At 73.4% G+C, this 22,491-nt stretch carries 20 protein-coding genes and 1 pseudogene; 13 read left to right on the forward strand and 8 right to left on the reverse strand.

Annotated features, from left to right (window positions below; translation table 11 throughout):
- The first annotated feature begins 12 nt into the window (after positions 1-12).
- Positions 13-1,896: pseudogene (gene cobC, locus ABZZ04_RS25410) on the forward strand (Rv2231c family pyridoxal phosphate-dependent protein CobC).
- A 139-nt stretch (positions 1,897-2,035) separates the two neighbouring features.
- Here cobC and ABZZ04_RS25415 read toward each other — a convergent pair.
- Together ABZZ04_RS25415 and ABZZ04_RS25420 are read right to left on the reverse strand one after the other, a co-directional pair.
- On the reverse strand, positions 2,036-3,190 hold the full coding sequence (locus ABZZ04_RS25415; protein WP_356934512.1) for an SCO1860 family LAETG-anchored protein: 1,155 nt from the start codon (positions 3,188-3,190) through the stop codon (positions 2,036-2,038).
- Positions 3,191-3,552: 362 nt separating this feature from the next.
- Entirely contained in the window at positions 3,553-4,653 is a 1,101-nt protein-coding gene (locus tag ABZZ04_RS25420; protein WP_356934513.1) for an amidohydrolase family protein, read from the reverse strand.
- Between the two features lie 116 nt (positions 4,654-4,769).
- Here ABZZ04_RS25420 and ABZZ04_RS25425 point away from each other — a divergent pair, with 116 nt between their 5' ends.
- The 7 genes from ABZZ04_RS25425 (at position 4,770) to ABZZ04_RS25455 (ending at position 11,360) form a co-directional block, all read left to right on the forward strand.
- Entirely contained in the window at positions 4,770-5,876 is a 1,107-nt protein-coding gene (locus ABZZ04_RS25425) for an aminotransferase class V-fold PLP-dependent enzyme (RefSeq protein WP_356934514.1), read from the forward strand.
- Positions 5,877-6,215: 339 nt separating this feature from the next.
- Positions 6,216-6,746 (forward strand): diaminobutyrate acetyltransferase, encoded by a 531-nt coding sequence (ectA, locus tag ABZZ04_RS25430; RefSeq protein ID WP_356934515.1) that lies wholly within the window; start codon positions 6,216-6,218, stop codon positions 6,744-6,746.
- 195 nt (positions 6,747-6,941) lie between these two features.
- Complete coding sequence (gene ectB, locus ABZZ04_RS25435) at positions 6,942-8,210, forward strand: diaminobutyrate--2-oxoglutarate transaminase (protein ID WP_356934516.1); 1,269 nt, start codon at positions 6,942-6,944, stop codon at positions 8,208-8,210.
- Positions 8,211-8,308: 98 nt separating this feature from the next.
- Positions 8,309-8,707, forward strand: a complete 399-nt coding sequence (locus ABZZ04_RS25440) for an ectoine synthase (protein WP_356934517.1) — start codon at positions 8,309-8,311, stop codon at positions 8,705-8,707.
- 3 nt (positions 8,708-8,710) lie between these two features.
- The gene (thpD, locus tag ABZZ04_RS25445) at positions 8,711-9,604 is read left to right on the forward strand and encodes an ectoine hydroxylase (RefSeq protein ID WP_356934518.1); all 894 of its coding nucleotides are present in this window, start codon (positions 8,711-8,713) and stop codon (positions 9,602-9,604) included.
- Positions 9,605-9,794: 190 nt separating this feature from the next.
- A complete protein-coding gene (locus ABZZ04_RS25450; RefSeq protein ID WP_356934519.1) occupies positions 9,795-10,229 on the forward strand; it encodes a DUF3592 domain-containing protein in 435 nt (144 codons plus the stop codon).
- 96 nt (positions 10,230-10,325) lie between these two features.
- Entirely contained in the window at positions 10,326-11,360 is a 1,035-nt protein-coding gene (locus ABZZ04_RS25455; RefSeq protein WP_356934520.1) for a VOC family protein, read from the forward strand.
- Positions 11,361-11,474: 114 nt separating this feature from the next.
- Here the strand turns inward: ABZZ04_RS25455 and ABZZ04_RS25460 are convergent, their stop codons facing one another.
- Positions 11,475-12,551, reverse strand: coding sequence for an alkene reductase (locus ABZZ04_RS25460; protein WP_356934522.1), 1,077 nt, complete (start codon positions 12,549-12,551; stop codon positions 11,475-11,477).
- Between the two features lie 190 nt (positions 12,552-12,741).
- On the opposite strand from ABZZ04_RS25460, the gene ABZZ04_RS25465 reads away from it, so the two are divergent.
- Entirely contained in the window at positions 12,742-13,257 is a 516-nt protein-coding gene (locus ABZZ04_RS25465; RefSeq protein ID WP_356934523.1) for a MarR family winged helix-turn-helix transcriptional regulator, read from the forward strand.
- 73 nt (positions 13,258-13,330) lie between these two features.
- Here the strand turns inward: ABZZ04_RS25465 and ABZZ04_RS25470 are convergent, their stop codons facing one another.
- The 5 genes from ABZZ04_RS25470 to ABZZ04_RS25490 form a co-directional block, all read right to left on the reverse strand.
- Positions 13,331-14,398 (reverse strand): aminotransferase class V-fold PLP-dependent enzyme, encoded by a 1,068-nt coding sequence (locus ABZZ04_RS25470; RefSeq protein WP_356934524.1) that lies wholly within the window; start codon positions 14,396-14,398, stop codon positions 13,331-13,333.
- A gap of 102 nt (positions 14,399-14,500) precedes the next feature.
- The gene (locus ABZZ04_RS25475) at positions 14,501-15,223 is read right to left on the reverse strand and encodes a DsbA family oxidoreductase (protein WP_356934525.1); all 723 of its coding nucleotides are present in this window, start codon (positions 15,221-15,223) and stop codon (positions 14,501-14,503) included.
- A gap of 145 nt (positions 15,224-15,368) precedes the next feature.
- Complete coding sequence (locus ABZZ04_RS25480; RefSeq protein ID WP_356934526.1) at positions 15,369-16,178, reverse strand: ATP-grasp domain-containing protein; 810 nt, start codon at positions 16,176-16,178, stop codon at positions 15,369-15,371.
- 67 nt (positions 16,179-16,245) lie between these two features.
- A complete protein-coding gene (locus ABZZ04_RS25485) occupies positions 16,246-16,602 on the reverse strand; it encodes a hypothetical protein (RefSeq protein ID WP_356934527.1) in 357 nt (118 codons plus the stop codon).
- Positions 16,603-16,807: 205 nt separating this feature from the next.
- Entirely contained in the window at positions 16,808-18,328 is a 1,521-nt protein-coding gene (locus tag ABZZ04_RS25490) for an aldehyde dehydrogenase (NADP(+)) (RefSeq protein WP_356934528.1), read from the reverse strand.
- A 190-nt stretch (positions 18,329-18,518) separates the two neighbouring features.
- Between ABZZ04_RS25490 and ABZZ04_RS25495 the strand changes: the two genes are divergently transcribed.
- The 4 genes from ABZZ04_RS25495 to ABZZ04_RS25510 all read left to right on the forward strand — a co-directional run bounded on the left by ABZZ04_RS25495 (position 18,519) and on the right by ABZZ04_RS25510 (position 22,429).
- A complete protein-coding gene (locus ABZZ04_RS25495; RefSeq protein WP_356934529.1) occupies positions 18,519-19,289 on the forward strand; it encodes an IclR family transcriptional regulator in 771 nt (256 codons plus the stop codon).
- A 190-nt stretch (positions 19,290-19,479) separates the two neighbouring features.
- Positions 19,480-20,514, forward strand: a complete 1,035-nt coding sequence (locus tag ABZZ04_RS25500) for a hypothetical protein (RefSeq protein ID WP_356934530.1) — start codon at positions 19,480-19,482, stop codon at positions 20,512-20,514.
- Complete coding sequence (locus ABZZ04_RS25505; RefSeq protein WP_356934531.1) at positions 20,511-21,764, forward strand: histidine kinase; 1,254 nt, start codon at positions 20,511-20,513, stop codon at positions 21,762-21,764. Before ABZZ04_RS25500 ends, ABZZ04_RS25505 begins: the two co-directional genes overlap by 4 nt.
- A complete protein-coding gene (locus ABZZ04_RS25510; protein ID WP_356934532.1) occupies positions 21,761-22,429 on the forward strand; it encodes a response regulator transcription factor in 669 nt (222 codons plus the stop codon). The genes ABZZ04_RS25505 and ABZZ04_RS25510 overlap by 4 nt, the downstream gene beginning before the upstream one ends.
- Positions 22,430-22,491 lie beyond the last annotated feature (62 nt).

Below are 22,491 nucleotides of genomic sequence, written 5' to 3' on the forward strand. Positions count from 1 at the left end.
GGAGCCCGGCCCGTGCACGGAACCGGAACGGACGACCGGACGACCGCGCGGCTCGTCGTGGGCGTCGGCGCGTCCAGGGGCGTACCGGTCGACGAGGTGCTGGGGCTGGTCCGGGACGTCCTGCGCGGGTCCGGGCTCCGGCCGTCGGACGTCGTGGAGCTGGCGACCGTGGACGCGAAGGCCGACGAGCCGGGGATCGTCGGGGCGGCCGTGCGGCTCGGCGTGCCGCTGCGGACGTACCCGGCCGACGAGTTGGCCCGGATCGAGGTGCCCGGCCCGTCCGGCGCGTCGCTGGCCGCCGTCGGGACGCCGTCCGTGGCGGAGGCCGCCGCGCTCGCCGCGGGGGGCGAGCTCCTCGTGCCGAAGCGGAAGTCGGCGCCCGCGGGACGGGCGGCGATGGCGACCTGCGCGGTGGCACGCCGCGGCCCGGACGGTACGCCCGGTACATCCGGTACCGGCGATGCATCCGGTACGTCCGGTTCGGCCGCCGAGGAGTTACCGGGCGACGCGACCGGCCCATGAGGACCCCGGCCACGCGGAGCCGATGCGCTCGGCGGAGCCGGTCCCGTTCGCGGAGCCGATGCGTCCGACGGCACCGGTCCCGTTCGCGGAGCCGGTCCGCCCGTGAAGCCGGTGTGACGTGCGACCCCGACCGTTGCGTGAAGCCGGGTGCCGGGCGCATAGTCGTTCTGCCGTACTCCCTTCCCACCGGAACCCCGTTCGAGGACGGCGTGGGGCCGCCATCGCGGCCGCGCTTCCGCCCCGACGACTCCGGCCGTCACCACCACCCCCACGGCGGTCATGCACACTCCCATCGAAAGTCCCGACGCGGCAGGCGCGGGCGCGCACGATCTGCGGCACCACGGTGACGTGGAAGTACGGGGAAAGGGCCGGGATCTGACCGATCTCGCCGTCAACGTACGAACCGGTACGCCCCCGGCCTGGCTGAAGGCCCGGATAGCCGAGTCCCTGGGCTCGCTCGCCGCCTACCCGGACGGCGGCGCGGCGCGGGCGGCGGTGGCGGCCCGGCACGGGCTGCCCGTGGAGCGGGTGCTGCTGACGTCGGGTGCGGCGGAGGCGTTCGTCCTGATCTCGCGGGCCCTGCCGGCCCGCCGTCCGGTCGTGGTCCATCCGCAGTTCACCGAGCCGGAGGCGGCGCTGCGCGCGGCCGGGCACGAGGTGCGGCGGGTGCTGCTGCGGGCCGAGGACGGTTTCCGGCTGGATCCGTCGGCCGTGCCCGAGGACGCGGATCTGGTGGTGGTCGGCAATCCGACCAACCCCACGTCGGTGCTGCATCCGGCGGCGGTCGTCGAGCGACTGGCCCGCCCCGGGCGGACGTTGGTGGTCGACGAGGCGTTCATGGACGCGGTGCCGGGCGAGCGCGAGGCGCTGTGCGGGCGCACGGACGTCCCGGGACTCGTCGTGCTGCGGAGCCTCACCAAGACCTGGGGGCTCGCGGGGCTGCGGATCGGGTACGTGCTGGCCGCCCCGGAGACCGTTCGCGCCCTGGAGGAGGCCCAGCCGCTGTGGCCGGTGTCGTCCCCGGCGCTGGCGGCGGCCGAGGCGTGCATGGAGCCGCGGGCCCTGGCGGAGGCGTCCGGCGCCGCGGAGCGGATCGCGGTGGACCGGGCCCATCTCGTCGCGGGGCTCAGGGAGTTCACCGAGGTCCGGGTCATGGAACCGGCCGAGGGGCCGTTCGTCCTGATACGGCTGGCCCGGGCCGCCGAGGTCCGGGAGCAGTTGCGGGTCCTGGGGTTCGCGGCGCGGCGCGGGGACACGTTCCCCGGGCTCGGCCCCGAGTGGCTGCGGCTGGCGGTGCGCGACCGGGTCACGACCAATCGTTTCCTGCAGGCGTTCGACCAGGCGCTGCAGGCACTGGGCGCACCCGTCCACTGACAGTCGCCCGGCAAAGGGCCCGCCGGGCCGGCCGACGTCCGCCCGCGGGGAGCGGCGTCCGCGCGACGGGACACCGCTCCCCCTCCCCGGTGCCGGTGCGGGACCGGCACCGGGTGCCCCCCCTCGGGCCTCGGCGGGATCAGCCCCGGGCGCGGCGCCTGGCCAGGACCGTCGCCCCCGCGCCCGCCGCGAGCAGCACGGCCGCGCCGCCCGCGATGTACGGCGTCGTGGAGCTGCTGCCGGTCTCCGCGAGGTCCCCGCCGGTGGCCGACTCACTGCCGGTGCCGGTCTGGGGCTTCACGTCGCCGCCGGTGGTGCCGCTCGTGGAACCGGCCGTGCTGCTGCCGCCGCTGCCGGAGGCGCCCCCGTTGCCGGAACCACCGCTGCTCGCGCCCCCGTCGCTCGTACCGCCGTTGTCGGAACCGCCGCCGCTGGTGCCGCCGTTCCCACCGCCGCTGTCCGAGCCCCCGTTGCCGGAGCCCCCGTTGCTCGCACCCCCGTCGGTCGTGCCGCCGTCGGTCGTGCCTCCATTGCTCGTGCCGCCGTTGCTCGTGCCGCCGTCGCTGCCGCCCGGGTCGGTGGTCCGCGGCGTCCGGCAGGTCGCCTCGACGAGCGTGACCTCACCCCGTACGTCGGCCACGTTCAGCTTGAGCGGGTTGACGGAGACCTTCAGCCGCAGGGCGGTCGCCGCGGCGGTGTTCGAGGTGGTGCCGGTCCGCGACAGGTCCAGGGTCACGTCCCCGACTCCCGGGACCTCGACCCGGGTGGTGCCGCTCGCGGTGAGCTCGACGCGCTTGCCGAGCACCGTCACGTGCCCCAGGACGTTCGACTCGGCGACCGGCTTGCGGCCCGTCTCGCAGACCGCCCGGGACGTGACCTTCTCGACCTCGACGAGCGACAGCGCGGGCAGGCCCGGCACATGGACCCGGGCCTTCACCACGTTGCTGTAGCCCTCGGCCCGGCGCTTGTCGACGGTCGCCCTCGAAGTGGCCACGTCGGCGCTGAGCACACTGACCGGCCGGCCGCCCTCCACACCGTCGAGCCGCACGCTGAGCGCGGTCTTCTTCGCGTCGGCGGGCGCCTGCACCTCGTTGAGCGCGGCCCTGAGCGGCACGTCGATCGCCTTGTTCAGGAGCGAGACGTCGAGTGCGGTGCGGAGCACGACCGCGCTCGCCTTCCCGTCGCCGGTGGTCCTGGTGGCCGCGCCGCCGGCATGCGCCGGGGCGGCGACCAGCAGGGCCACGGGAGCGGCGGCGACCGCCAGGGCGGCCAGGCGGAAGGTGTTGCTGTTCAAGATGGTGGAACCCCCACAAGAGACATGGAGCCACCGGTGCCCTCCAATGGGGGACATCGAGCGCTCCGGTGGCCTCGACCCCGAAAGCTTTACGCACGAAGAGTGAACTCGTGGACACCTGAAGTGAGTTCACCCCAAAGGGGGGTTTCCGTGCCTGTATTCGAATATCTCGGTACGTTCGTTCTCCTCGCGTCACCCGATCCGCCCAGCGCGGGCGTCACCGGGGCCGACTGCGCCGGAGTGCGTGCAGAAGTGCTCCAACGAGCCGACAGGACGTCGGTAACTGCCCGTCAACACGCCCCACCCCGGCCGCCGCCACCCCTGCATCACCCCCGGCCCCGGTTCTGGCATCGGCATCGGCCTCAGCCGATGATCCGTCCGTTCAGCACCACCCGGCGCGGCCCCGCCAGTACCCGTACGTCCGCCCGCGGGTCCTCGTCGTACACCACCAGATCCGCCGGGGCGCCCTCCTCCAGCGCCGGCCGCCCCAGCCACCGTCGCGCGCCCCAGGTGGTCGCGGACAGTGCGTCCAGGGCCGGGATGCCCGCCTTCACCAGCTCGGCGACCTCGTCGGCTACCAGGCCGTGGGCGAGCACCCCGCCCGCGTCGGTGCCGACGAAGACCGGGATGCCCGCGTCGTACGCGGCGCGCACCGTGTCGTGGCGCCGCTCGTGCAGCCGTCGCATGTGGTCCGCCCAGCGCGGGAACTTCGCCTCGCCGCCCGCCGCGAGCGAGGGGAACGTGGCGATGTTGATCAGGGTGGGGACGATCGCCACCCCGCGCTCGGCGAAGAGCGGGATGGTCTCCTCGGTGAGCCCGGTGGCGTGCTCGACGCAGTCGATCCCGGCCTCGACGAGATCGCGCAGCGAGTCCTCGGCGAAACAGTGCGCGGTGACCCGGGCGCCGAGCCGGTGCGCCTCGGCGATGGCCGCCCCGACCGCCTCGCGCGGCCAGAGGGCGGTCAGGTCCCCCACCTCCCGGTCGATCCAGTCGCCGACGAGCTTCACCCAGCCGTCACCGCGGCGCGCCTCCTGAGCGACGTGGGCGACCAGTTCGTCCGGCTCGATCTCGTGGGCGTAGTTCCGGGTGTACCGGCGGGGCCTGGCGATGTGCCGCCCGGCCCTGATGATCTTCGGCAGGTCCTCGCGGTCGTCGATCCACCGGGTGTCGGCCGGCGAGCCCGCGTCCCGCAGCAGCAGCGCGCCCGCCTCCCGGTCGGCGAGGGCCTGCTGCTCGCTGGTCGCCGCGTCGACGGCGCCGTGGTGGTCGAGCCCGACGTGGCAGTGGGCGTCGACCAGGCCGGGCAGCACCCAGCCGGTGACGGTCACCGCCCCGTCCGCGCCGGCCGGCCGCCCGTAGGTGATCCGCCCGTCGACCACCCAGAGCTCGTCCCGCACCTCCTCGGGCCCGACCAGCACCCGACCCTTCACGTGCAGCACCTGCGATGCCTTGTGATCACTCATGGGCAGCACTGTACGAGGCCGCGTCCGGGGCCCTGGGTACGCTTCGACGGAAGCTCCGGCCGTACGCCGCGACCACGCACCGACCCGATCCGACCCGATCCGAAGAGAGCACCACCGTGACGCACCCCTTCCTCGACCTCGCCCCGCTCACCGCCGCACGCTTCGCGGCCATCGAGCAGCGGGTGGCCGGCCTCCTCGTCACCGAGCAGGACGTCGTCATCATGCAGGGCGAGGCGCTGCTCCCCCTCGAAGGCTGCATCCGGGGCGCCGCCCGGCCCGGCTCGACCGCGCTGAACGTCGTCACTGGCCCGTACGGGCAGACCTTCGGGAACTGGCTGCGGGACTGCGGCGCCGAGGTGATCGACCTGGTGGTCCCCTTCCACACCGCGGTCACCGCCGACCAGGTCGCACGGGCGCTGGACGAGCACCCGGAGATCGACTTCGTCTCCCTGGTCCACGCGGAGGCGGCCACCGGCAACACCAACCCGGTCGCCGGCATCGGCGAGGTGGTCCGTTCGCACGGGGCGCTGTTCATGCTGGACGCCGTCGCGTCGGTGGGCGCCGAGCCGCTGCTCCCGGACGCGTGGGGCGTCGACCTGTGCGTGATCGGGGCGCAGAAGGCGATGGGCGGGCCGGCCGGGGTGTCCGCGGTGTCGGTGAGCGACCGGGCCTGGGAGCGGATCGCCGCCAACCCCCGGGCCCCGCGCCGCTCGTACCTCTCCCTGCTGGACTGGAAGGAGCGCTGGATCGACGGCGGCCGCAAGGCGCTGCTGCACGCCCCCGCCCAGCTGGAGATGCTGGCCCTGGAAGCCTGCGTGGAGCGGATCGAGGCCGAGGGCCTGAGCACGCTGATGGCCCGTCACTCCGCAGCCGCCGCGGCGACCCGGGCGGGCGCGGAGGCGCTCGGCGGCGGGCTCTCGCCGTATGTGCACGAGGCCGTGGAGGCGGCGCCGGTCGCCACGACGCTGCGCGCCCCCGAGGGCGTCGACGCCGCGGAACTGGTCGCGCGGGCACTGGCGGCCGACCCCTCGCTGCCGCTGATCGCGGGCGGGGGCGCGCTGTCCAAGGAGATGATCCGGGTCAATCACTACGGTGTGGATGCGACGCGGGGCGCGGTGCTTTCCTCGCTCGCGGCTCTGGGGGCGGCGCTGGCCGATGCGGGCCGGCAGGTCGACTTCGAAGCTGCCCGCAAGGCCGTTTCGGAAACCTGGCCGAGCGAATAGATCCGGGCCGGAGGGCAAATATTCCAAAAATGCGGGGAGCTGCTTTATTCAGAGCAGCTCCCCGCATTCTTCTGCCCGGTTTCCCCGACCCTAAACACCCGAGTTTTCGGAGCCCGAACCAGGACCCGATCCACGCAATTCCATTGCGCCGCACGAGAGTTACAACCATGTGACCTACTCCACAGTGCGACCGTTATGCCTGATAAATAGCACCCAAACCAGAATAAAGCGCAGCCCGGTCGCGCCGGGGCACGCGCCCGCGTGATAACACAAACAAGTACCCCGCCCAACCCTTTGCGTCGATGCAATTTGGAAATTTGCTGGGTAAATTCAATTCACATGACCGCCGCACCAGCAGATTTTGCAAGTGCCCGAAGCGAATTCATCACCATCGACACCCCACGAGTGGAGGACGGGGCCGCGATCTGGCGCATCGCCCGCGACTCCGAGGTCCTGGACCTCAACTCCTCGTACAGCTACCTGCTGTGGTGCCGTGACTTCGCGGCGACCTCCGTGGTCGCCCGCGACGAGACCGGTGGGCCGGTCGCCTTCGTGACGGGATACCTCCGGCCGGACCGTCCGGGAACCCTCGTCGTCTGGCAGGTGGCCGTCGACCACGGCCATCGCGGGACCGGGCTCGCGGGGGAGCTGCTGGACGCGCTGACCTCCCGGGTCGCCGCCGGTCACGGGCTGGCCGCGGTCGAGACGACCGTCACCCCGGACAACACCGCGTCGGACCGGCTGTTCACCTCCTACGCGCGGCGCCACGACGTGGCCCTGGAGCGCGAGGTGCTCTTCGACGGCGAGCTGTTCCCCGAGGGGACTCACCTGCCCGAAGTCCTGTACCGCATCGGCCCGTTCCACGCCTGAGCGCCCCGCGCCCCGCCGCCTCCGGGCACCCCGAACCGCCCGGTCCCCCGGCCCGTCCGAGCCCTGAACCGCCCGGCCCCGCCTCTTCCGGACCTGACCCTTCCGGATTCCGGCCACTCGGACTCCGGGCCACCCGAACTCCGAGCCGCCCGACCCCCGGCCGTCCGAACCCCCCTCCCGAGCAGGAGATTCCCCGTGACCATCACCCCGCCCGCGCTGAGTGTCTTCGAGACCCTGGAGTCGGAGGTGCGGAGCTACTGCCGCGGCTGGCCCGCCGTGTTCGACCGTGCCCAGGGCGCCCGGCTGACCGACGAGGACGGCCACAGCTACCTCGACTTCTTCGCCGGAGCGGGCTCGCTCAACTACGGCCACAACAACCCGGTGCTGAAACGCGCGCTGATCGACTACATCGAGCGCGACGGCATCACCCACGGCCTCGACATGGCCACCACCGCGAAACGCGCCTTCCTGGAGTCCTTCCAGAACAACGTGCTGCGCCCGCGCGACCTCCCGTACAAGGTGATGTTCCCCGGGCCGACCGGCACCAACGCGGTCGAGGCCGCGCTGAAGCTGGCCCGCAAGGTGAAGGGGCGCGAGTCCATCGTGTCCTTCACCAACGCCTTCCACGGCATGTCGCTCGGCTCGCTCGCCGTCACCGGCAACGCCTTCAAGCGGGCCGGGGCCGGCATCCCGCTGGTGCACGGCACCCCGATGCCGTTCGACAACTACCTCGACGGCCGGGTGCCCGACTTCCTCTGGTTCGAACGGCTCCTGGAGGACCAGGGGTCCGGGCTCAACAAGCCCGCCGCCGTGATCGTCGAGACGGTGCAGGGCGAGGGCGGCATCAACGTGGCGCGTCCCGAGTGGCTGCGGGCGCTGTCCGACCTGTGCCGCCGCCGCGACATGCTCCTGATCGTGGACGACATCCAGATGGGCTGCGGACGCACCGGATCGTTCTTCTCGTTCGAGGAGGCCGGCATCGCCCCCGACATCGTCACCCTGTCGAAGTCCATCAGCGGCTACGGACTGCCCATGTCCCTCTGCCTGTTCAACCCGGAGCTGGACATCTGGGGGCCGGGCGAGCACAACGGCACCTTCCGCGGCAACAACCCGGCGTTCGTCACCGCCGCCGCCGCGCTGGACGCCTACTGGGCGGACGGCCAGATGGAGCGGCAGACCCTGGTCCGGGGCGAACAGGTCGAGCAGGCGCTGCTCTCGATCTGTGACGAACACGCCGCGCTCGGCGCGCGCTACCGGGGCCGGGGCCTGGTCTGGGGCCTGGAGTTCACGGACGGGGCGCGCGCCGCCGCGGTCTGCGCCCGCGCCTTCGAGCTGGGCCTGCTGGTGGAGACGTCCGGCCCGCGCAGCGAGGTCGTGAAGCTGCTGCCGCCGCTGACCGTCACCCCCGACGAGCTGGACGAGGGCCTGCGCACGCTGGCCCGCGCGATCCGCGACACCGTCTGAACCACCGGCCCGCCACGGGGGACGGGCCCGACGAGTCCGCACCACTACGAGAAACACCACAGCGGGAAACCCCGCGGAGAGAAAGGCACCGACCCACCGTGATCGTCCGATCGTTCAGTGACATCGAGAACACCGACCGGCATGTGAGGGCCGCTTCCGGCACCTGGGAGAGCAAGCGCATCGTGCTCGCCCAGGAGAAGGTGGGCTTCTCGCTCCACGAGACCACGATGTACGCGGGCACCGAGACGTCGATGTGGTACGCGAACCACATCGAGGCCGTCCTGTGCGTCGAGGGCGAGGCCGAACTCACCGACGACGAGACCGGACAGACGTACCTGATCACCCCGGGCACGATGTACCTGCTGGACGGCCACGAGCGCCACACCATGCGGCCGAGGACCGATTTCCGCTGCGTCTGCGTCTTCAACCCGCCGGTCACCGGGCGGGAGGAGCACGACGAGAACGGTGTCTATCCCCTGCTGACCGAGGAGGGCTGAACCATGACCCACGACGCACGCGTCGATCTCTACCCCACGCGCGGCACGGCCGAGATGACCACGCCCCGCCAGGACCCGGTGATCTGGTCCGCGCCCGGCGCCCCCGGTCCGGTGGCCGCGCAGGACCTCCAGGGCTTCGAGCGCGACGGCTTCCTCACCGTCGACCGGCTCATCACCCCCGACGAGGTCGCCGTGTACCGCGCCGAACTGGACCGGCTGATCACCGATCCGGCGGTACGGGCCGACGAGCGCTCGATCATCGAGCCGAAGTCGCAGAAGGTCCGGTCGGTCTTCGAGGTCCACCGGATCAGCGAGGTCTTCGCCCGGCTGGTGGGCGACGAGCGCGTGGTGGGCCGGGCCCGTCAGATCCTCGGCTCGGACGTGTACGTCCACCAGTCCCGGATCAACGTCAAGCCGGGATTCGGCGCCTCGGGGTTCTACTGGCACTCGGACTTCGAGACCTGGCACGCCGAGGACGGGCTGCCGAACATGCGGGCCGTGTCGGTGTCGATCGCGCTGACCGAGAACCACGACACCAACGGCGGGCTGATGATCATGCCCGGTTCGCACAAGTCGTTCCTCGGCTGCGCGGGCGAGACGCCCCGGGACAACTACAAGGAGTCCCTGCGGATGCAGGACGCCGGGACGCCGTCCGACGAGGCCCTGACGAAGATGGCCGACCGGCACGGCATCAAGCTCTTCACGGGCCGGGCGGGTTCGGCGACCTGGTTCGACTGCAACTGCATGCACGGCTCGGGCGACAACATCACCCCGTACCCGCGCAGCAACGTCTTCATCGTCTTCAACAGCGTGGAGAACGCGGCCGAGGAGCCGTTCGCGGCACCGGCGCGGCGCCCGGAGTTCATCGGGGCGCGGGACTTCACCCCCGTGCGGTGAGCTGACACACCGGTGACGGGCGGGGGCGGGAACGGCAGACATGCCGCCCCCGCCCGCCCCCATGCTCCCGCCCACGCCACCTCCTGCCCTGCCCGTGCCCTGCCCCGCCCGAGTCCCCGGCTCCGCACGGTCCGGCGGTCCCGCCAGGAACCCCGTCCGCCCGGTAAGACGTCTTCCCCCACGACAGGAGATGCCCGAGAAGTCGCACGGACGAGGGAGTTGGGCGACGGTGTGGATCGCGATGTCACTGGTGGCAGGTATCACCCTCCTCGGGTTCGGCGTCCACGAGGTCATGGTCCGGCGCCGCCTCCGGCACGGCGGGATCAGCGTCGGCGGCCTGGTGGTACGCCATCGGAGGAGCAGCTCCGGAAGGGGCGACGCCGTCCACTTCGCGGTGGTCGAGTTCGTCGACGCGCGGGGCGGACGGCACACGTTCGAGTCCGGTTCGTCCGGGATCAAGGGCCTTCCCGTGGGCGGCCGGGTCCCGGTGCGCTACGTCCCCGACGCCCCGGCGCAGGCGCGCATCGACCTCGCCGGCAGGCGGATCGGTGACGTCGCGCTCCCCTTCATGGGCGGCGGCCTGTTCACGGCCGCCGGGATCTGGATGCTCGTCACCGGCCGTTGAGCCCGCTCCCCGCGGGCGGACCGGCGGGCGGCCGGTCGTGCGGGACGCGATTCAAGTCGTTGGACCCGCGCGGCCGTCGGCGGCGACAGTGGGGGCATGACCTCTCTCATCCGCCACATCACCGTCGACTGCGCCGACGCCTACGGACTCGCCCGCTTCTGGTCGCAGGTGCTCGACGCCCCGCTCTCCGACGAGGACTCCCCCGGCGACCCCGAGGCGCTCGTCGAGACCCCCGGGGCCGGAATGCTGTTCATCACGGTGCCGGAGCCGAAGAGCACCAAGAACCGTCTGCACCTGGACCTCCAGCCGCAGGACCGCACCCGGGACGAGGAGGTCGAGCGGCTGCTCGGCCTGGGCGCCACCCTCGTGGCCGACCACCGCAAACCGAACGGGCGGGGCTGGGCGACGCTCGCCGACCCCGAGGGCAACGAGTTCTGCGTCGAGTGCGGTGCGGCCGAACGGGCCGCCCTGACCGGGGCCCGGCTGCCGGTCACGGCGGACGACGTGACCACCGCGGTCCGGCTCGCGACCACCGCGCTCCGGGAGTCCCCGGTGGACGACTGGCAGGTCCCGGCCGGGACGCTGGAATGGAGCTGCTGGGAGACCGCGGAGCACCTGAGCGACGACCTGTTCTCCTACGCGGCCCAGCTCGGCGTGCCCGACGCGCCCGACGCCCCGTCGGACACGTATCTCCCGTACCGCTGGGCCGCCGATCGCGAGAACGGTCCGAAGAACGCGGTCTTCGCGGACCCGGCGGCCGGCCCGGCCGGGCTGCTGCGGACGATGGAGGCGAACGGCGCGCTGCTCGCGGCGATGGTGCGGACCTCGTCGCCCGGGGTCCGTTCGTACCACTCCTACGGGGTCTCCGACCCGGAGGGCTTCGCCGCCATGGGGGTGGTGGAGACCCTGGTGCACATGCGGGACCTCGCCGCGGGGCTGGACGTGGCCTGGGCGCCGCCCGCCGACCTCTGCGACCGGGCGCTGGCCCGGCTCTTCCCGGACGCCCCCGGGGACGCCGACCGGTGGACCGTCCTGCTCTGGGCCACCGGCCGTGCCGAACTGCCCGGCCGGCCGCGGGTCACGTCGTGGAAGTGGCACAGCGCACCGCTGGACGGGACCGGCCGGGAGTGACGGACCGGGCCGGGGCCTCGAAGGGGAGCGCCCCACCCGGCGCCCCCTTCCGGGCCCCGGCCCTCCAAGTCCCCCGCCCCTTCGGGATCCCCGGCCTTCCGGAGCACCCCGGTCTCAGGACCGCGCGGCGTCCAGCGCCGGGTAGTCGACGTACCCCTTCGCGTCGCCGCCGAAGAAGGTGGAGGGGTCGGGGGTGTTGAACGGGCCGCCGGCCTTCAGCCGGGCCGGCAGGTCCGGGTTGGCGATGAACAGCGCGCCGTAGGAGACGAGGTCGGCGAGCCCGTCGTCGATCGCCCGGTGGTCGTCGGGCCCGGTCGGCCCGTCCGTCAGCAGGTTGACGATGAAGGTGCCGGAGAACTGCTTGCGCAGCGCGAGGGTCAGCTCGCGGATCTCCAGCGCCTCCAGGACGTGCAGATAGGCGATGCCGAGCGGTTCGATCTCCCGCACCAGCGCGGTGTACACGGCCGCCGGGTCGGTCTCGGCGATGTCGTTGTACGTGTTTCCGGGCGAGATGCGCAGCCCGGTGCGTTCCGCGCCGATCTCGGCGACGACGGCCCTGACGACCTCGACGGCGAACTTGATGCGGCCCTCGTCGGACCCGCCCCACTCGTCGTCGCGCAGGTTGGAGTTGGGGGCGAGGAACTGGTGGATGAGGTAGCCGTTGGCACCGTGCAGCTCGACCCCGTCGAAACCGGCGTCGATCGCGTTGCGGGCCGCGGCCGCGTAGTCGGCTATGGTCCGCCGGATCTCGTCGCCGGTCAGTTCGCGCGGCGTGGTGAAGTCCTTCATCCCGTCCCCGGTGAAGAGCTGCCCGGCGGGCTTCACCGCGGAGGGGGCGACCGGGGTGAGTCCGTCCGGCAGCAGGACCGGGTGGCCGATGCGGCCGGTGTGCATGAGCTGGGCGAAGATCCGGCCGCCCGCCGCGTGCACCCGGTCGGTCACCCCGCGCCAGGAGGCGACCTGCTCCGCGCTGTGCAGCCCGGGGGTGAAGGGGTAGCCCTGACCCACCACCGACGGCTGGATGCCCTCCGTGATGATCAGGCCCGCGGAGGCGCGCTGGGTGTAGTACTCGGCGACGAGGTCCGTGGCGACGCCGCCCTCGCCGGCCCGGCTGCGGGTCATCGGGGCCATCGCGATGCGGTTGGCGAGTCGGGTGCCGGACAGATCGATCGGGTCGAACGCGGTGGTCATGGGAGCTCCCGAAGAAATATGTGGTCGGCCAAGTATCTGCGTGCGCCGCCACTGTAACCCATTTACTTGGCCGACCAAGGTAAAGTTGGCGGAAAGCGGCCCACACTCGTTCCCGACCGGCCGGAACCCCACCCGGGGACCTGTCGGGAACGCCCGCCCGGGCCCGCCCCGCACCGTCCGAGGAGTCCCGATGACGTCAGGTCCCGCGAGCACCGACCCCGCCTGTACCGAGCTGCCGAGCGCCGCCCGGGGCGGCCCCGTCAGCCATGCCTTCTCCCGGGTGGCCCGGCTGCACCGGATCGCCGCGGGCAAGATGCTCAAGGGGGCCGGGATCTACCCCGGCCAGGAGTTCCTGATGATGTACCTGTGGGACACGGGCGCGGTGCGCCAGTCCGAGGTGATCAAGGCCGTCGGCCTGGACCCCTCCACCGTCACCAAGATGCTCCAACGCCTGGAGCAGGCCGGGCACGTCAGCCGCTGCCCCGACCCGGACGACCGCCGGGCCGTCCTGGTCGACGCCACCGAGGACAGCTGCGCGCTGCACTCCGAGGTCGAACGGGCCTGGACGGACCTGGAGGAGCACACCCTGGCCGGCCTCGACCGGGGCGAGCGCGAGGAGCTGGCCCGGCTGCTCGCCAAGGTCGAGGAGAACCTCCGCCGGGAGACCGAGGGCTGTCCCGAGCTCCGCCACTCCCCCGGCTGCTGATCCCCGCCGCCCACCGCCCTTCCGGTGCCGCCTCCGGCGCTCCCGGTCCGCCGGTCGGCACCGGGCGGCGGACTCAGCCGGAGAGCACGTCCAGGGCCCGGTCCACGTCGGCCTGCGTGTTGTACAGGTGGAAGGCCGCGCGCAGGCTCCCCGCCCGGTTGGAGACCACCACCCCGGCCCGTGCCAGCTCGGCCTCCCGCACGCCGAGTCCGGGCACGGCCACGATCGCCGACTCCCCCGGCACCGCCTCGTGCCCCAGCTCCGCCAGCCCCGCCCGCATGCGGGCGGCGAGCCCGGTGGCGTGGGCGTGCACGGCCTCCACGCCGACCTCGCCGAGCAGCTCCAGCGACTGCTCGGCGCCGTGGTACGACAGGAAGGCGGGCGGTTCGTCGTAGCGGCGGGCGGACGGGGAGAGCCGTTCGACCGGGCCGTACGTGCTGTTCCCCGGGTCCTCGGCGGCAGCCCAGCTCGCGAAGACCGGCGGCAGGCCGCGCTGCGCGTCCTCGGTGACGGTGAGGAAGGAGGCGCCCCGCGGGCAGAGCAGGAACTTGAAGCCCCCGGCGACGGTGAAGTCGTACTCCCCCGCGTCCAGCGGCAGCCAGCCGGCCGCCTGTGAGATGTCGAGCAGGGTCCGGGCGCCGTGGGCGGCCGCCGCCGCGCGCACCGCCTTCAGATCGGCGACCCGGCCGTCCGACGACTGCACGGCGGACAGTGCGACGAGCGCGGTGTCCGGACGTACGGCGTCGGCCAGGCCGTCCAGCGGGACGTACCGGGTCCGCAGGTCGCCGCGGACCGCGAACGGGCTGACGACGGAGCTGAACTCCCCCTCGGGTGCCAGCACTTCGGCCCCCGGCGGCAGCGCGGCCGCGATCAGTCCGACGTGCACGGAGACGGAGCTGCCGACGGCCACCCGGTCGGCGTCCGTCCCGACGAGGCGGGCGAAGCCGGACCGGGCGGCCTCCACCGTCGCGAAGTCGCCGGAGCCGACACCGCGGCCCGCGGCGACGCGCTCGGCGAGCGACCGCACCGCCGCCACGGTGCGACGGGGCAGCAGCCCGCAGGTGGACGTGTTGAGGTAGGTGGTCTCCGGCGCGAACTCGCCGTGCACGGCCCGGCTGAGCGAAAGCGAAGTGGTCTCCATGCGCCCAGCCTGGTGTCCCCCCGGTTCATGGTCAATCACGGGGAACCGGAGGACGCGCCCGGGAAGTCCCCGCGGGCGCGCCTCCCGTGCGCCGGAGCGGACTCAGGCGTTCGTGCCGCCCGTCGCGGGGACCTCGCAGGCGCCGTCCGGGCCGCACGCCCCGGCGTCCTCGCCGATCATGGTCACCGGACGGTCCTTCCACGCCTGTTCGAGCGCCTGGGTGAAGACCTCGGCGGGCTGGCCGCCGGAGATGCCGTACCGCCGGTCGAACACGAAGAACGGCACCGCGTTGGCGCCCAGCTCGGCCGCCTCCCGCTCGTCGGCCCGCACCTCGTCCGCGTACGCCTTCGGATCGGCGAGCACGGCCCGCGCCTCGTCGGCGTCGAGTCCGGCCTCCACGGCCAGCGCCACCAGCACGTCGCCGTCGTAGACGGACCGCTCCTCGGCGAAGTTGGCCCGGTAGGCGAGGTTCAGCAGCTCGTCCTGGCGGCCCCGGGCGCGGGCCAGGTGGAGCAGCCGGTGGATGTCGAAGGTGTTGCCGTGGTCGCGGCCCTCGGTGAGGTAGCCGAGCCCCTCGGCCCGCGCGTTGGCCGCGACGTTCGCCTCCATGGCCTGCGCCTCCTCGCGGGTGCGCCCGTACTTCCGCGCCAGCATGTCGATCACCTGGACGGGTTCGTCCCCGGCGTATGTGGGGTCGAGTTCGAAGGACCGGTGCACGATCTCGACCTCGTCGCGGTGGGCGAACTCCGCCAGGCCCTTCTCGAAGCGGGCCTTCCCGATGTAGCACCAGGGGCAGGCGATGTCGCTCCAGATCTCGACGCGCATGTCCTTCTTCTCTCCGTCTTCTCGCGGCCCGGCACGGTCGCGGGGGTCTTCCCCGCTCTGTGGGCAACTGGGCAACACGGAAACAAATGCCCTCATTCCCCGGCCGGCCCCGACACCCGGACCGCCCGCCCGACCGGCCACCCGGTCACCGCCCGGACCGGGCTCCCGGTACGGGCCGGGCGAAGCGCAGGTCCGCCGGAGCGACGTCCCGGGCCGGACCGGCCGCCCGGAACACCACGTCCAGCGCGCGTTCCGGGTCGCAGGCGTAACCACCGCTGGCCCAGGCGGGGTTCGCCTCCACCGCAGCCCACCGGCCGTCGTCGAGCAGGCCGACGTCGACCACGGCGGCGGAGGGCAGCGCCCCGGCCGCCTCCGCGAGCAGTTCGGCGGCGAAGGCGCGGACCTCGGGGCCGTGCTCGTCCTCGTCCAGCGGAACCGGGTCGAGCGCGGGGCCGACGGCGTAGCGGCTGCCCGTGCGCACGGCGCCGTCCATGACGAACAGCCGGTACTCACGGGTGAAACGGACGATGTCGCTCACCAGCACCGGCAGGTCGTCGTCGAACGCGTCCGGTCCGGGCAGCCGTGAGCCGTCGGGGTAGATCCGGGCGGGGAAGAACTTGTCGGTCGGCGGCTTGACGAAGGCCGGCCTGCGCAGTCGCCGGGCCTCCACCAGAGTGAGCGCCTCCACCCGGCGTCCGGTCAGCGCCGTCGGCAACGAAGCCAGCCAGTCGGCCGGCGGCTCCAGCACCACGAGGTCCAGCTCGGCGGCCACCCGGTCGGCGAGCAGCGGCCCGCCGTACAGATGCGCCTGCCCGGCGGCGTCCCGCGCGCCGTCCGGAAGCCGCCATTCGTGCGCGGTCAGGGCGCGCAGTCCCCGGCCCTGCGCGGTCGTGGCGAAACGGCGCCCGGTCGCGGAATCGCGCGGGGCGAGGATCAGGACTCGGTCGGCGGTCATGACGCCCATGCTGCCCTGCGTCCGCCGGGGCGAGGGCACCGAGTCCCGCCGTGCCCGCCGTCGGCCGTCAGACGTAACCGAGGATCAGCAACGCGGTCATGAGCTGTGCCGTGATGTGCAGGCCCAGCAGCCAGCCGCGTGCGGAGGGGAACGGCAGCAGTTTCCCCGGCCAAGCCACCGCTGCGATGCCGAGGAGGAGTGCCGCCAGGAAGCACCCGGGAATCGAGCCCCCGGGCACGTCGGAACACCGCACGCCGTAGGTCACGCAGCCGGAGGCCCGGGTCGAGCTCAGGGTGACGAGGAGAGAGCCGAAACACACCGGCACCAGCATGACGAGGCCGAACCAGGAGGCCGACCGGATGTTGCGGTCCACGCGTTCGAAGTCGGACCGGCACCGGTCCGCGGTGTCGGGGGTGGTGTCCATGCGGTCCACCCAACCCTCCGGCGGACACCGGGGGCTGGGTGGTGGTACTCAATTCCGCCGAGTACCCGCGCTCATTCGTTCGACTGTTCGGCGATTCGGCCGACCGGCGAGAAGGCACGCGCACCGGCTGTTCGGCGTCCGGGGCCGCCGGCCCTTTCGTGCCGGACGGGTCCGGCACGAAAGGGGAGTTCGGGGACGTACGCGGTCAGGCGGGGCGGCCGTCCACCCGGCGGGGCAGGCCCAGGGGGTTGTCCTCGTGGAGCTCGGGCGGGAGCAGCGCCTCGGGGGTGGTCTGGTAGGTGATCGGGCGCAGCCAGCGTTCGATGGCGGTGGAGCCGACCGAGGTCGAGGTGGAGGTGGTGGCCGGGTAGGGGCCGCCGTGGTGCTGGGCGGGGGCGACGGCGACACCGGTGGGCCAGCCGTTGACGAGCACCCGGCCGGCCAGCGGGGTGAGGGCGGCGAGGAGGCCGGGGGCGTCGGCGTCGGTCTCCTCGGTGGCGGCCTGGAGGGTGGCGGTGAGGTTGCCGGGGAGCCGGGAGAGGACCGCGGTGATCTCGTCGGTGCCGGTGTAGCGGGCCACGACCGTGACGGGGCCGAAGCACTCCTCCAGGAGTTCGTCGTGCGGGCCCTCGGCGGTGAGCAGGGCGGCAGGTACGGTCAGGAAGCCGGCCGAGACGGTGTGTTCGCCGCCCGCGCCGGGGGTGACGGGGGCCTCCACGTCGGGGAGTGCGGCCCGGGCACCCACCCCCGCGACGAAGGCGTCGCGCATCCGGTGGTCGAGCAGGACGCCCGCCTCGGTGTCGCTGACCGCGTCGGTGAGGGACTTCAGCAGCCGGTCGCCGTTCTCGCCGGCCGGGACCAGGACGAAGCCGGGCTTGGTGCAGAACTGGCCCGAACCCAGGGTCATCGAGCCCGCGAGCCCGGCCCCGATCTGCTCGCCGCGCTCGGCGGCCGCGGCCTCGGTCACCACGACGGGGTTGAGGGAACCCAGCTCGCCGTGGAAGGGGATCGGGACGGGGCGGGCCGCCGCCGCGTCGAACAGGGCGCGTCCGCCGCGCACGGAGCCGGTGAAGCCGGCGGCCGCGACGAGCGGGTGCTTGATCAGCTCGACGCCGGCCTCGAAGCCGTGCACCAGGATCAGCACGTCCTCGGGCAGGCCGACCCGGGCCGCCGCCCGGCGCAGCACGGAGGCGCACAGCTCGGAGGTGGCGGGGTGGTCGGGGTGGGCCTTGACGACGACCGGGCAGCCGGCCGCCAGCGCGCTGGCGGTGTCGCCGCCGGGGACGGAGAAGGCGAGCGGGAAGTTGCTGGCCGCGTACACGGCGACGACCCCGAGCGGGATCTTGTAGCGGCGCATGTCGGGCCACGGCGGGGTGCGGGTGTCGTCCGCGTGGTCGATGTGGATGTCCAGGAAGGCACCCTCGTCGACGACCTCCGCGAAGGCCCTCAACTGGGCTGCGGTGCGGGCGAGTTCACCAGTGAGGCGGGCCGGGCCCAGCGCGGTCTCCGCGTCCGCGGCCTCGACGACGTGTTCCCCGGCCTCGGCGAGCAGGTCGGCGGCCGTGCGCAGGAACGCGGCGCGCACGGTGCGGTCGGCGAGCGAGTCGCGCACCGCGTGGGCAGCCCGGACGGCGCGGTCGACCTCCTCCGCTGTAGCCTCCACCGCGACCTGCTCACGCGGGTTCCCGGTGCGGGGGTCGACGCTCCAGACTGGTGTTGCTGCCACCGTGCTTTTCCTTCCGCTTCACTGCCGCACATCGGAGTTTGTTCGGTATTCTGAACAAAGTTCCCGATCGTGAATACGAAGCGACTCTATTTCCGATTGTTCGATATTGGCAAGGCGCCATCGGACCGACCGGACACGGGAGTTCGACGGGGCGCAGGTTTCGTGAATGGGCTGGAAGGAGCGTAGGTCGATGTCCGCTGCCGAGTCCGGTGGGGCACAGGTCAAGTCCGCCGTGCGTACGGTGGAGCTGCTCGAATACTTCGCGGGGCGGCCCGGCATGCACTCGCTCGCCGCGGTGCAGGAGGCCGTCGGCTATCCCAAGTCCAGCCTGTACATGCTGCTGCGCACGCTGGTGGAGCTGGGCTGGGTGGAGACCGACGCGACGGGCACCCGGTACGGGATCGGGGTGCGGGCCCTGCTGGTCGGCACCTCGTACATCGACGGGGACGAGGTCGTCGCGGCGGCCCGGCCCACCCTGGACCGGCTCTCCGACGACACGGCGGAGACCATCCACCTGGCCCGCCTCGACGGGACGAGCGTGGTGTACCTCGCCACCCGGCAGTCCCAGCACTACCTGCGCCCCTTCACCCGCGTCGGCCGCCGGCTGCCTGCCCACTCCACCTCCCTCGGCAAGGCGCTCCTGGCCACCCACAGCGACGAGCAGGTCCGCAAGATGCTGCCCGAGACGCTGCCCGCGCTGACCGAACACACCATCACCGACCGCGAGAAGCTCATCGAGGAGCTGCACCTGGTCCGCGAGCAGGGGTACGCGGTGGACCGCGAGGAGAACACCCTCGGGCTGCGCTGCTTCGGCATCGCCATCCCCTACCGCACCCCCGCCCGCGACGCGATCAGCTGCTCCGTGCCGGTCGCCCGGCTCACGCCCGCGCACGAGCAGATGGTCAAGGACGCACTGTTCGACGCGCGCGACCGGCTGGCGCTCGCCACCCGGAGGCTCTGACCCCCGGCGATCCCCCGCGCGAGGCCCGGGGCGGCCCCTCCGCCATGACGCGTGCCCGCGGCGGGACGGCCGACGGGGCGTCGGCCACCTGCCGGGACGACCCGGTGACGATCCGGCTCCGCCGCGCGGCGGAGCCGGATCGTCACCGGGCACGACGTGCCCGCCCGGACCGCACGGAAGTGTGGGTGCCATGACACAGACCTCGTCCGCCGCGGCCACCGCCGTGGGGCGCCCCGGAGCCCGCGCCCTCCTCCGTGCGCTCGCGATCGCCTCCACCCTGCCGTACATCGCGCTCAAGACCGCCTGGATCGCGGGCAGTCGGGTCGGCATCCCGGACGGCAGCCCGCTGCTCGAACACCGCACCACGATGATCGTCGCCAACGGCGTCACGATCCTGATGGACAGCGCCGTCGTGGTCATCGCCCTGCTGCTCACCCGGCCCTGGGGCCTGCGGGTGCCCGCCTGGCTGCTCGTCCTGCCCGTGTGGGTGGCGTCCGGGCTGCTGCTGCCGATCATGACCGGGTACCCGGCGCAACTGGTGGTGAGCCTGTTCCGGGGCAGCGGTGTCGGCGGGAACGGCGGGGACGGCGACCCCTTCCTCGACGAGTGGGTCTTCGGCGTCGTCTACGGCGGCTTCACCCTCCAGGGCATCGCGCTGGGCACCCTGTTCGCGCTGTACGCCCGGGAGCGCTGGGGCCATCTCTGGCGGGGCACCCTGCGGGACCTGCCGGAGAGCCCCACCGCGCCCGCCCTGCGGGTCACCGCGGTCCTCGTCTCGCTGCTCGCGGTCGTACCGGCCGTCATGCACCTGGTGTGGGCCACCGGCTCGACCGCGGGGCTCAACGCGGCCAGGATCGCGGACCGGGACGGCTCCTTCTACGTCATGGAGGCGTTCAACGCCCTCTTCGCCCTCGTCGCCGCCGCCGGGGTGCTGCTGCTCGCCTTCCGCCGCTCCGCGCTCCCCCTCGCCGTTCCGCTCGTCCTGGCCTGGTGCGGTTCGGGGGCCTCGGGCTGCTGGGGCGGCTGGCTGAGCGCCGCCTCGCTGACCGGGACCCAGAAGGTCTCCGAACAGCCCACGCCCACGATGGTGGTGATCTACGGTGTCCAGATGTTGCTCGGAGCGCTGGTGGTCACCCTCGGCGGGTACTTCTTCTCGGAACGCGCGGCGGCCCCCGGCTCCCGCGGCGCCGTGCCGTCCGCCCCGTCCCCCGGCATCCGCGCGTGACCACGCTGTTCGGGCGGCGGGCCCGGTTGCGCTGGCTGCACCTGATCCTCGGCGGCGCGCTGCTGATGCCGTACTTCCTGGCGGCCCTGGTGCTGGTCGGCTCGCTCCGCCCGGACGCCACCCTCTTCATGTCCCTCCCGCACCAGCTCGTCGCGTTCGTCTGCGCCCTGCCCATGGCCGCGGTCACCGCGCTCTTCCCGCCGGCCCGGCCGCTCTCGGTGGCCGCGGCCCGCGCGCTGTGCGGCCTGCCCGCCGGCCGGCAGCTGGCCGACGGGCCCGCCAGGACCCGGCAGGCCCGGGTGCGCACCGCGGCCTGGTACACGACGCACCTCGCGCTCGGCGGCATCGTGAGTGCCACGACGCTGTCGCTGCCCCCGCTCGCGCTGTCCCTCATGGTGCTGCCGTTCTCGAAGGCGGTGCGCGACTCCCCGGTCGTCGCCCCGCCCGAGGGGCTGGACCGGTCCTGGATCCTCGCCCTGAGCCCCCTCGCCGGGATCGCGACGCTGCTGGCGGTGGCCGTCTGCGCGGCACTGGCCGGGGCGCTGCTCGCCGGCCGGGCCCCGGTGCTGCTGGGCCCGACCCCGGAGGACCGGCTGGCCGCCGCCGAACGCCGGGCGGCCGATCTGGCGGTACGCAACCGGCTCGCCCGGGAACTGCACGACTCGGTGGGCCACGCGCTGAGCGCCGTCACGCTCCAGGCGGGCGCGGCCCGCAGGGTCCTGGACAGCGACCCGGAGTTCGTCCGCGAGGCGCTGGCCGCGATCGAGGAGACCACCCGGCGCACGGTCGGCGAGCTCGACTCCGTGCTCGGCCTGTTGCGCAGCGGCGAGGAGCACGGGGCGGCCGGGACGACCGGCCCGGCGCTCGACGCGCTGGACGGGCTGCTGAAACACTGCGGGGTGCCGGTCTCCCTCACCGTGCGGGGCGAGCCGGGCACGGTCCCGGCCGCCGTGTCGCGGGAGGCGTACCGGATCGTGCAGGAGGGGCTGAGCAACGCGCTGCGGCACGGCGGGCCCGGGGTGGCGGTGGAGCTGCGGATCACGGTGCGCGCGACGGACGTGGAGATCGTCATGGACAACCCGCTGCCGGAGCGGCCCGCGGCGGTGCGGCCCGGGGGCGGGCGCGGACTGCGCGGCGTCGCCGAGCGGGCGGTGCTGCTCGGCGGCCGCGCGGAGGCCGGGCCGCACGACGGCGCGTGGCGGCTGACCGCGCGCCTCCCTTTGCGTACGGACGGACAGGAGAAGAAGTGAGCACGAAGGTCCGGGTGGTTCTGGCCGACGACGAGCGGATGGTGCGCACGGCGCTGCGCGTCATCCTGGACGCCGAACCCGATCTGGAGGTCGTCGGCGAGGCGGCGAACGGCGCGCAGGCCGTGTCCGTGGTGCGCGAGCTGCGGCCCGACGTGGTGCTGATGGACGTACGGATGCCGGAGATCGACGGCATCCGCGCCACCGAGCAGATCCTCGGCTCGCTCGACGCCCCGCCGCGGATCGTCGTCGTGACCACCTTCGAGAACGACTCCTACGTGTACGACGCGCTCGTCGCCGGGGCGGCCGGTTTCCTGCTGAAGCGCGCGGCGGCCGAGGACCTCGTGCAGGCGGTGCGGCTGGTCGCCCGCAGCGACACGCTGCTGTTCCCGGCGGCGGTCCGGACCCTGGCGGCCGAGCACCTGACGCGGCGGGGGGCCGACCGGCCGCCGTGGGTGGCCCGGCTCACCGAGCGGGAGGCGGAGGTGCTGCGGCTGATGACGGCCGGGCTGACCAACGCGGAGATCGCCGGGCGGCTGGCCGTGGGGCCCGCGACGGCCAAGACGCACGTGGCGGCGGTGCTCGCGAAGACCGGCGCCCGGGACCGCACCCAGGCCGTGATCGCGGCGTACGAGTCGGGGTTCATCGCTCCCGGGGATTCCGGCTGATCATGAGGAATCGGTGAGAATCGGCACAACCGGGAACGTCCCCCGACGCCCCGCTCGTCCCT

The organism is Streptomyces sp. NPDC006435, assembly GCF_040612315.1.
In the GTDB taxonomy this organism is placed as follows: Bacteria; Actinomycetota; Actinomycetes; order Streptomycetales; family Streptomycetaceae; genus Streptomyces.

Excerpts from the sequence above, each read along its gene's own strand:
- ABZZ04_RS25420 (WP_356934513.1), bottom strand. The coding sequence starts at position 4,653 with ATGAGTGATCACAAGGCATCGCAGGTGCTGCACGTGAAGGGTCGGGTG.
- ectA (WP_356934515.1), top strand. The coding sequence starts at position 6,216 with ATGACCGCCGCACCAGCAGATTTTGCAAGTGCCCGAAGCGAATTCATC.
- thpD (WP_356934518.1), top strand. The coding sequence starts at position 8,711 with ATGACCCACGACGCACGCGTCGATCTCTACCCCACGCGCGGCACGGCC.
- ABZZ04_RS25450 (WP_356934519.1), top strand. The coding sequence starts at position 9,795 with ATGCCCGAGAAGTCGCACGGACGAGGGAGTTGGGCGACGGTGTGGATC.
- ABZZ04_RS25455 (WP_356934520.1), top strand. The coding sequence starts at position 10,326 with ATGACCTCTCTCATCCGCCACATCACCGTCGACTGCGCCGACGCCTAC.
- ABZZ04_RS25460 (WP_356934522.1), bottom strand. The coding sequence starts at position 12,551 with ATGACCACCGCGTTCGACCCGATCGATCTGTCCGGCACCCGACTCGCC.
- ABZZ04_RS25465 (WP_356934523.1), top strand. The coding sequence starts at position 12,742 with ATGACGTCAGGTCCCGCGAGCACCGACCCCGCCTGTACCGAGCTGCCG.
- ABZZ04_RS25470 (WP_356934524.1), bottom strand. The coding sequence starts at position 14,398 with ATGGAGACCACTTCGCTTTCGCTCAGCCGGGCCGTGCACGGCGAGTTC.
- ABZZ04_RS25475 (WP_356934525.1), bottom strand. The coding sequence starts at position 15,223 with ATGCGCGTCGAGATCTGGAGCGACATCGCCTGCCCCTGGTGCTACATC.
- ABZZ04_RS25480 (WP_356934526.1), bottom strand. The coding sequence starts at position 16,178 with ATGACCGCCGACCGAGTCCTGATCCTCGCCCCGCGCGATTCCGCGACC.
- ABZZ04_RS25485 (WP_356934527.1), bottom strand. The coding sequence starts at position 16,602 with ATGGACACCACCCCCGACACCGCGGACCGGTGCCGGTCCGACTTCGAA.
- ABZZ04_RS25495 (WP_356934529.1), top strand. The coding sequence starts at position 18,519 with ATGTCCGCTGCCGAGTCCGGTGGGGCACAGGTCAAGTCCGCCGTGCGT.
- ABZZ04_RS25500 (WP_356934530.1), top strand. The coding sequence starts at position 19,480 with ATGACACAGACCTCGTCCGCCGCGGCCACCGCCGTGGGGCGCCCCGGA.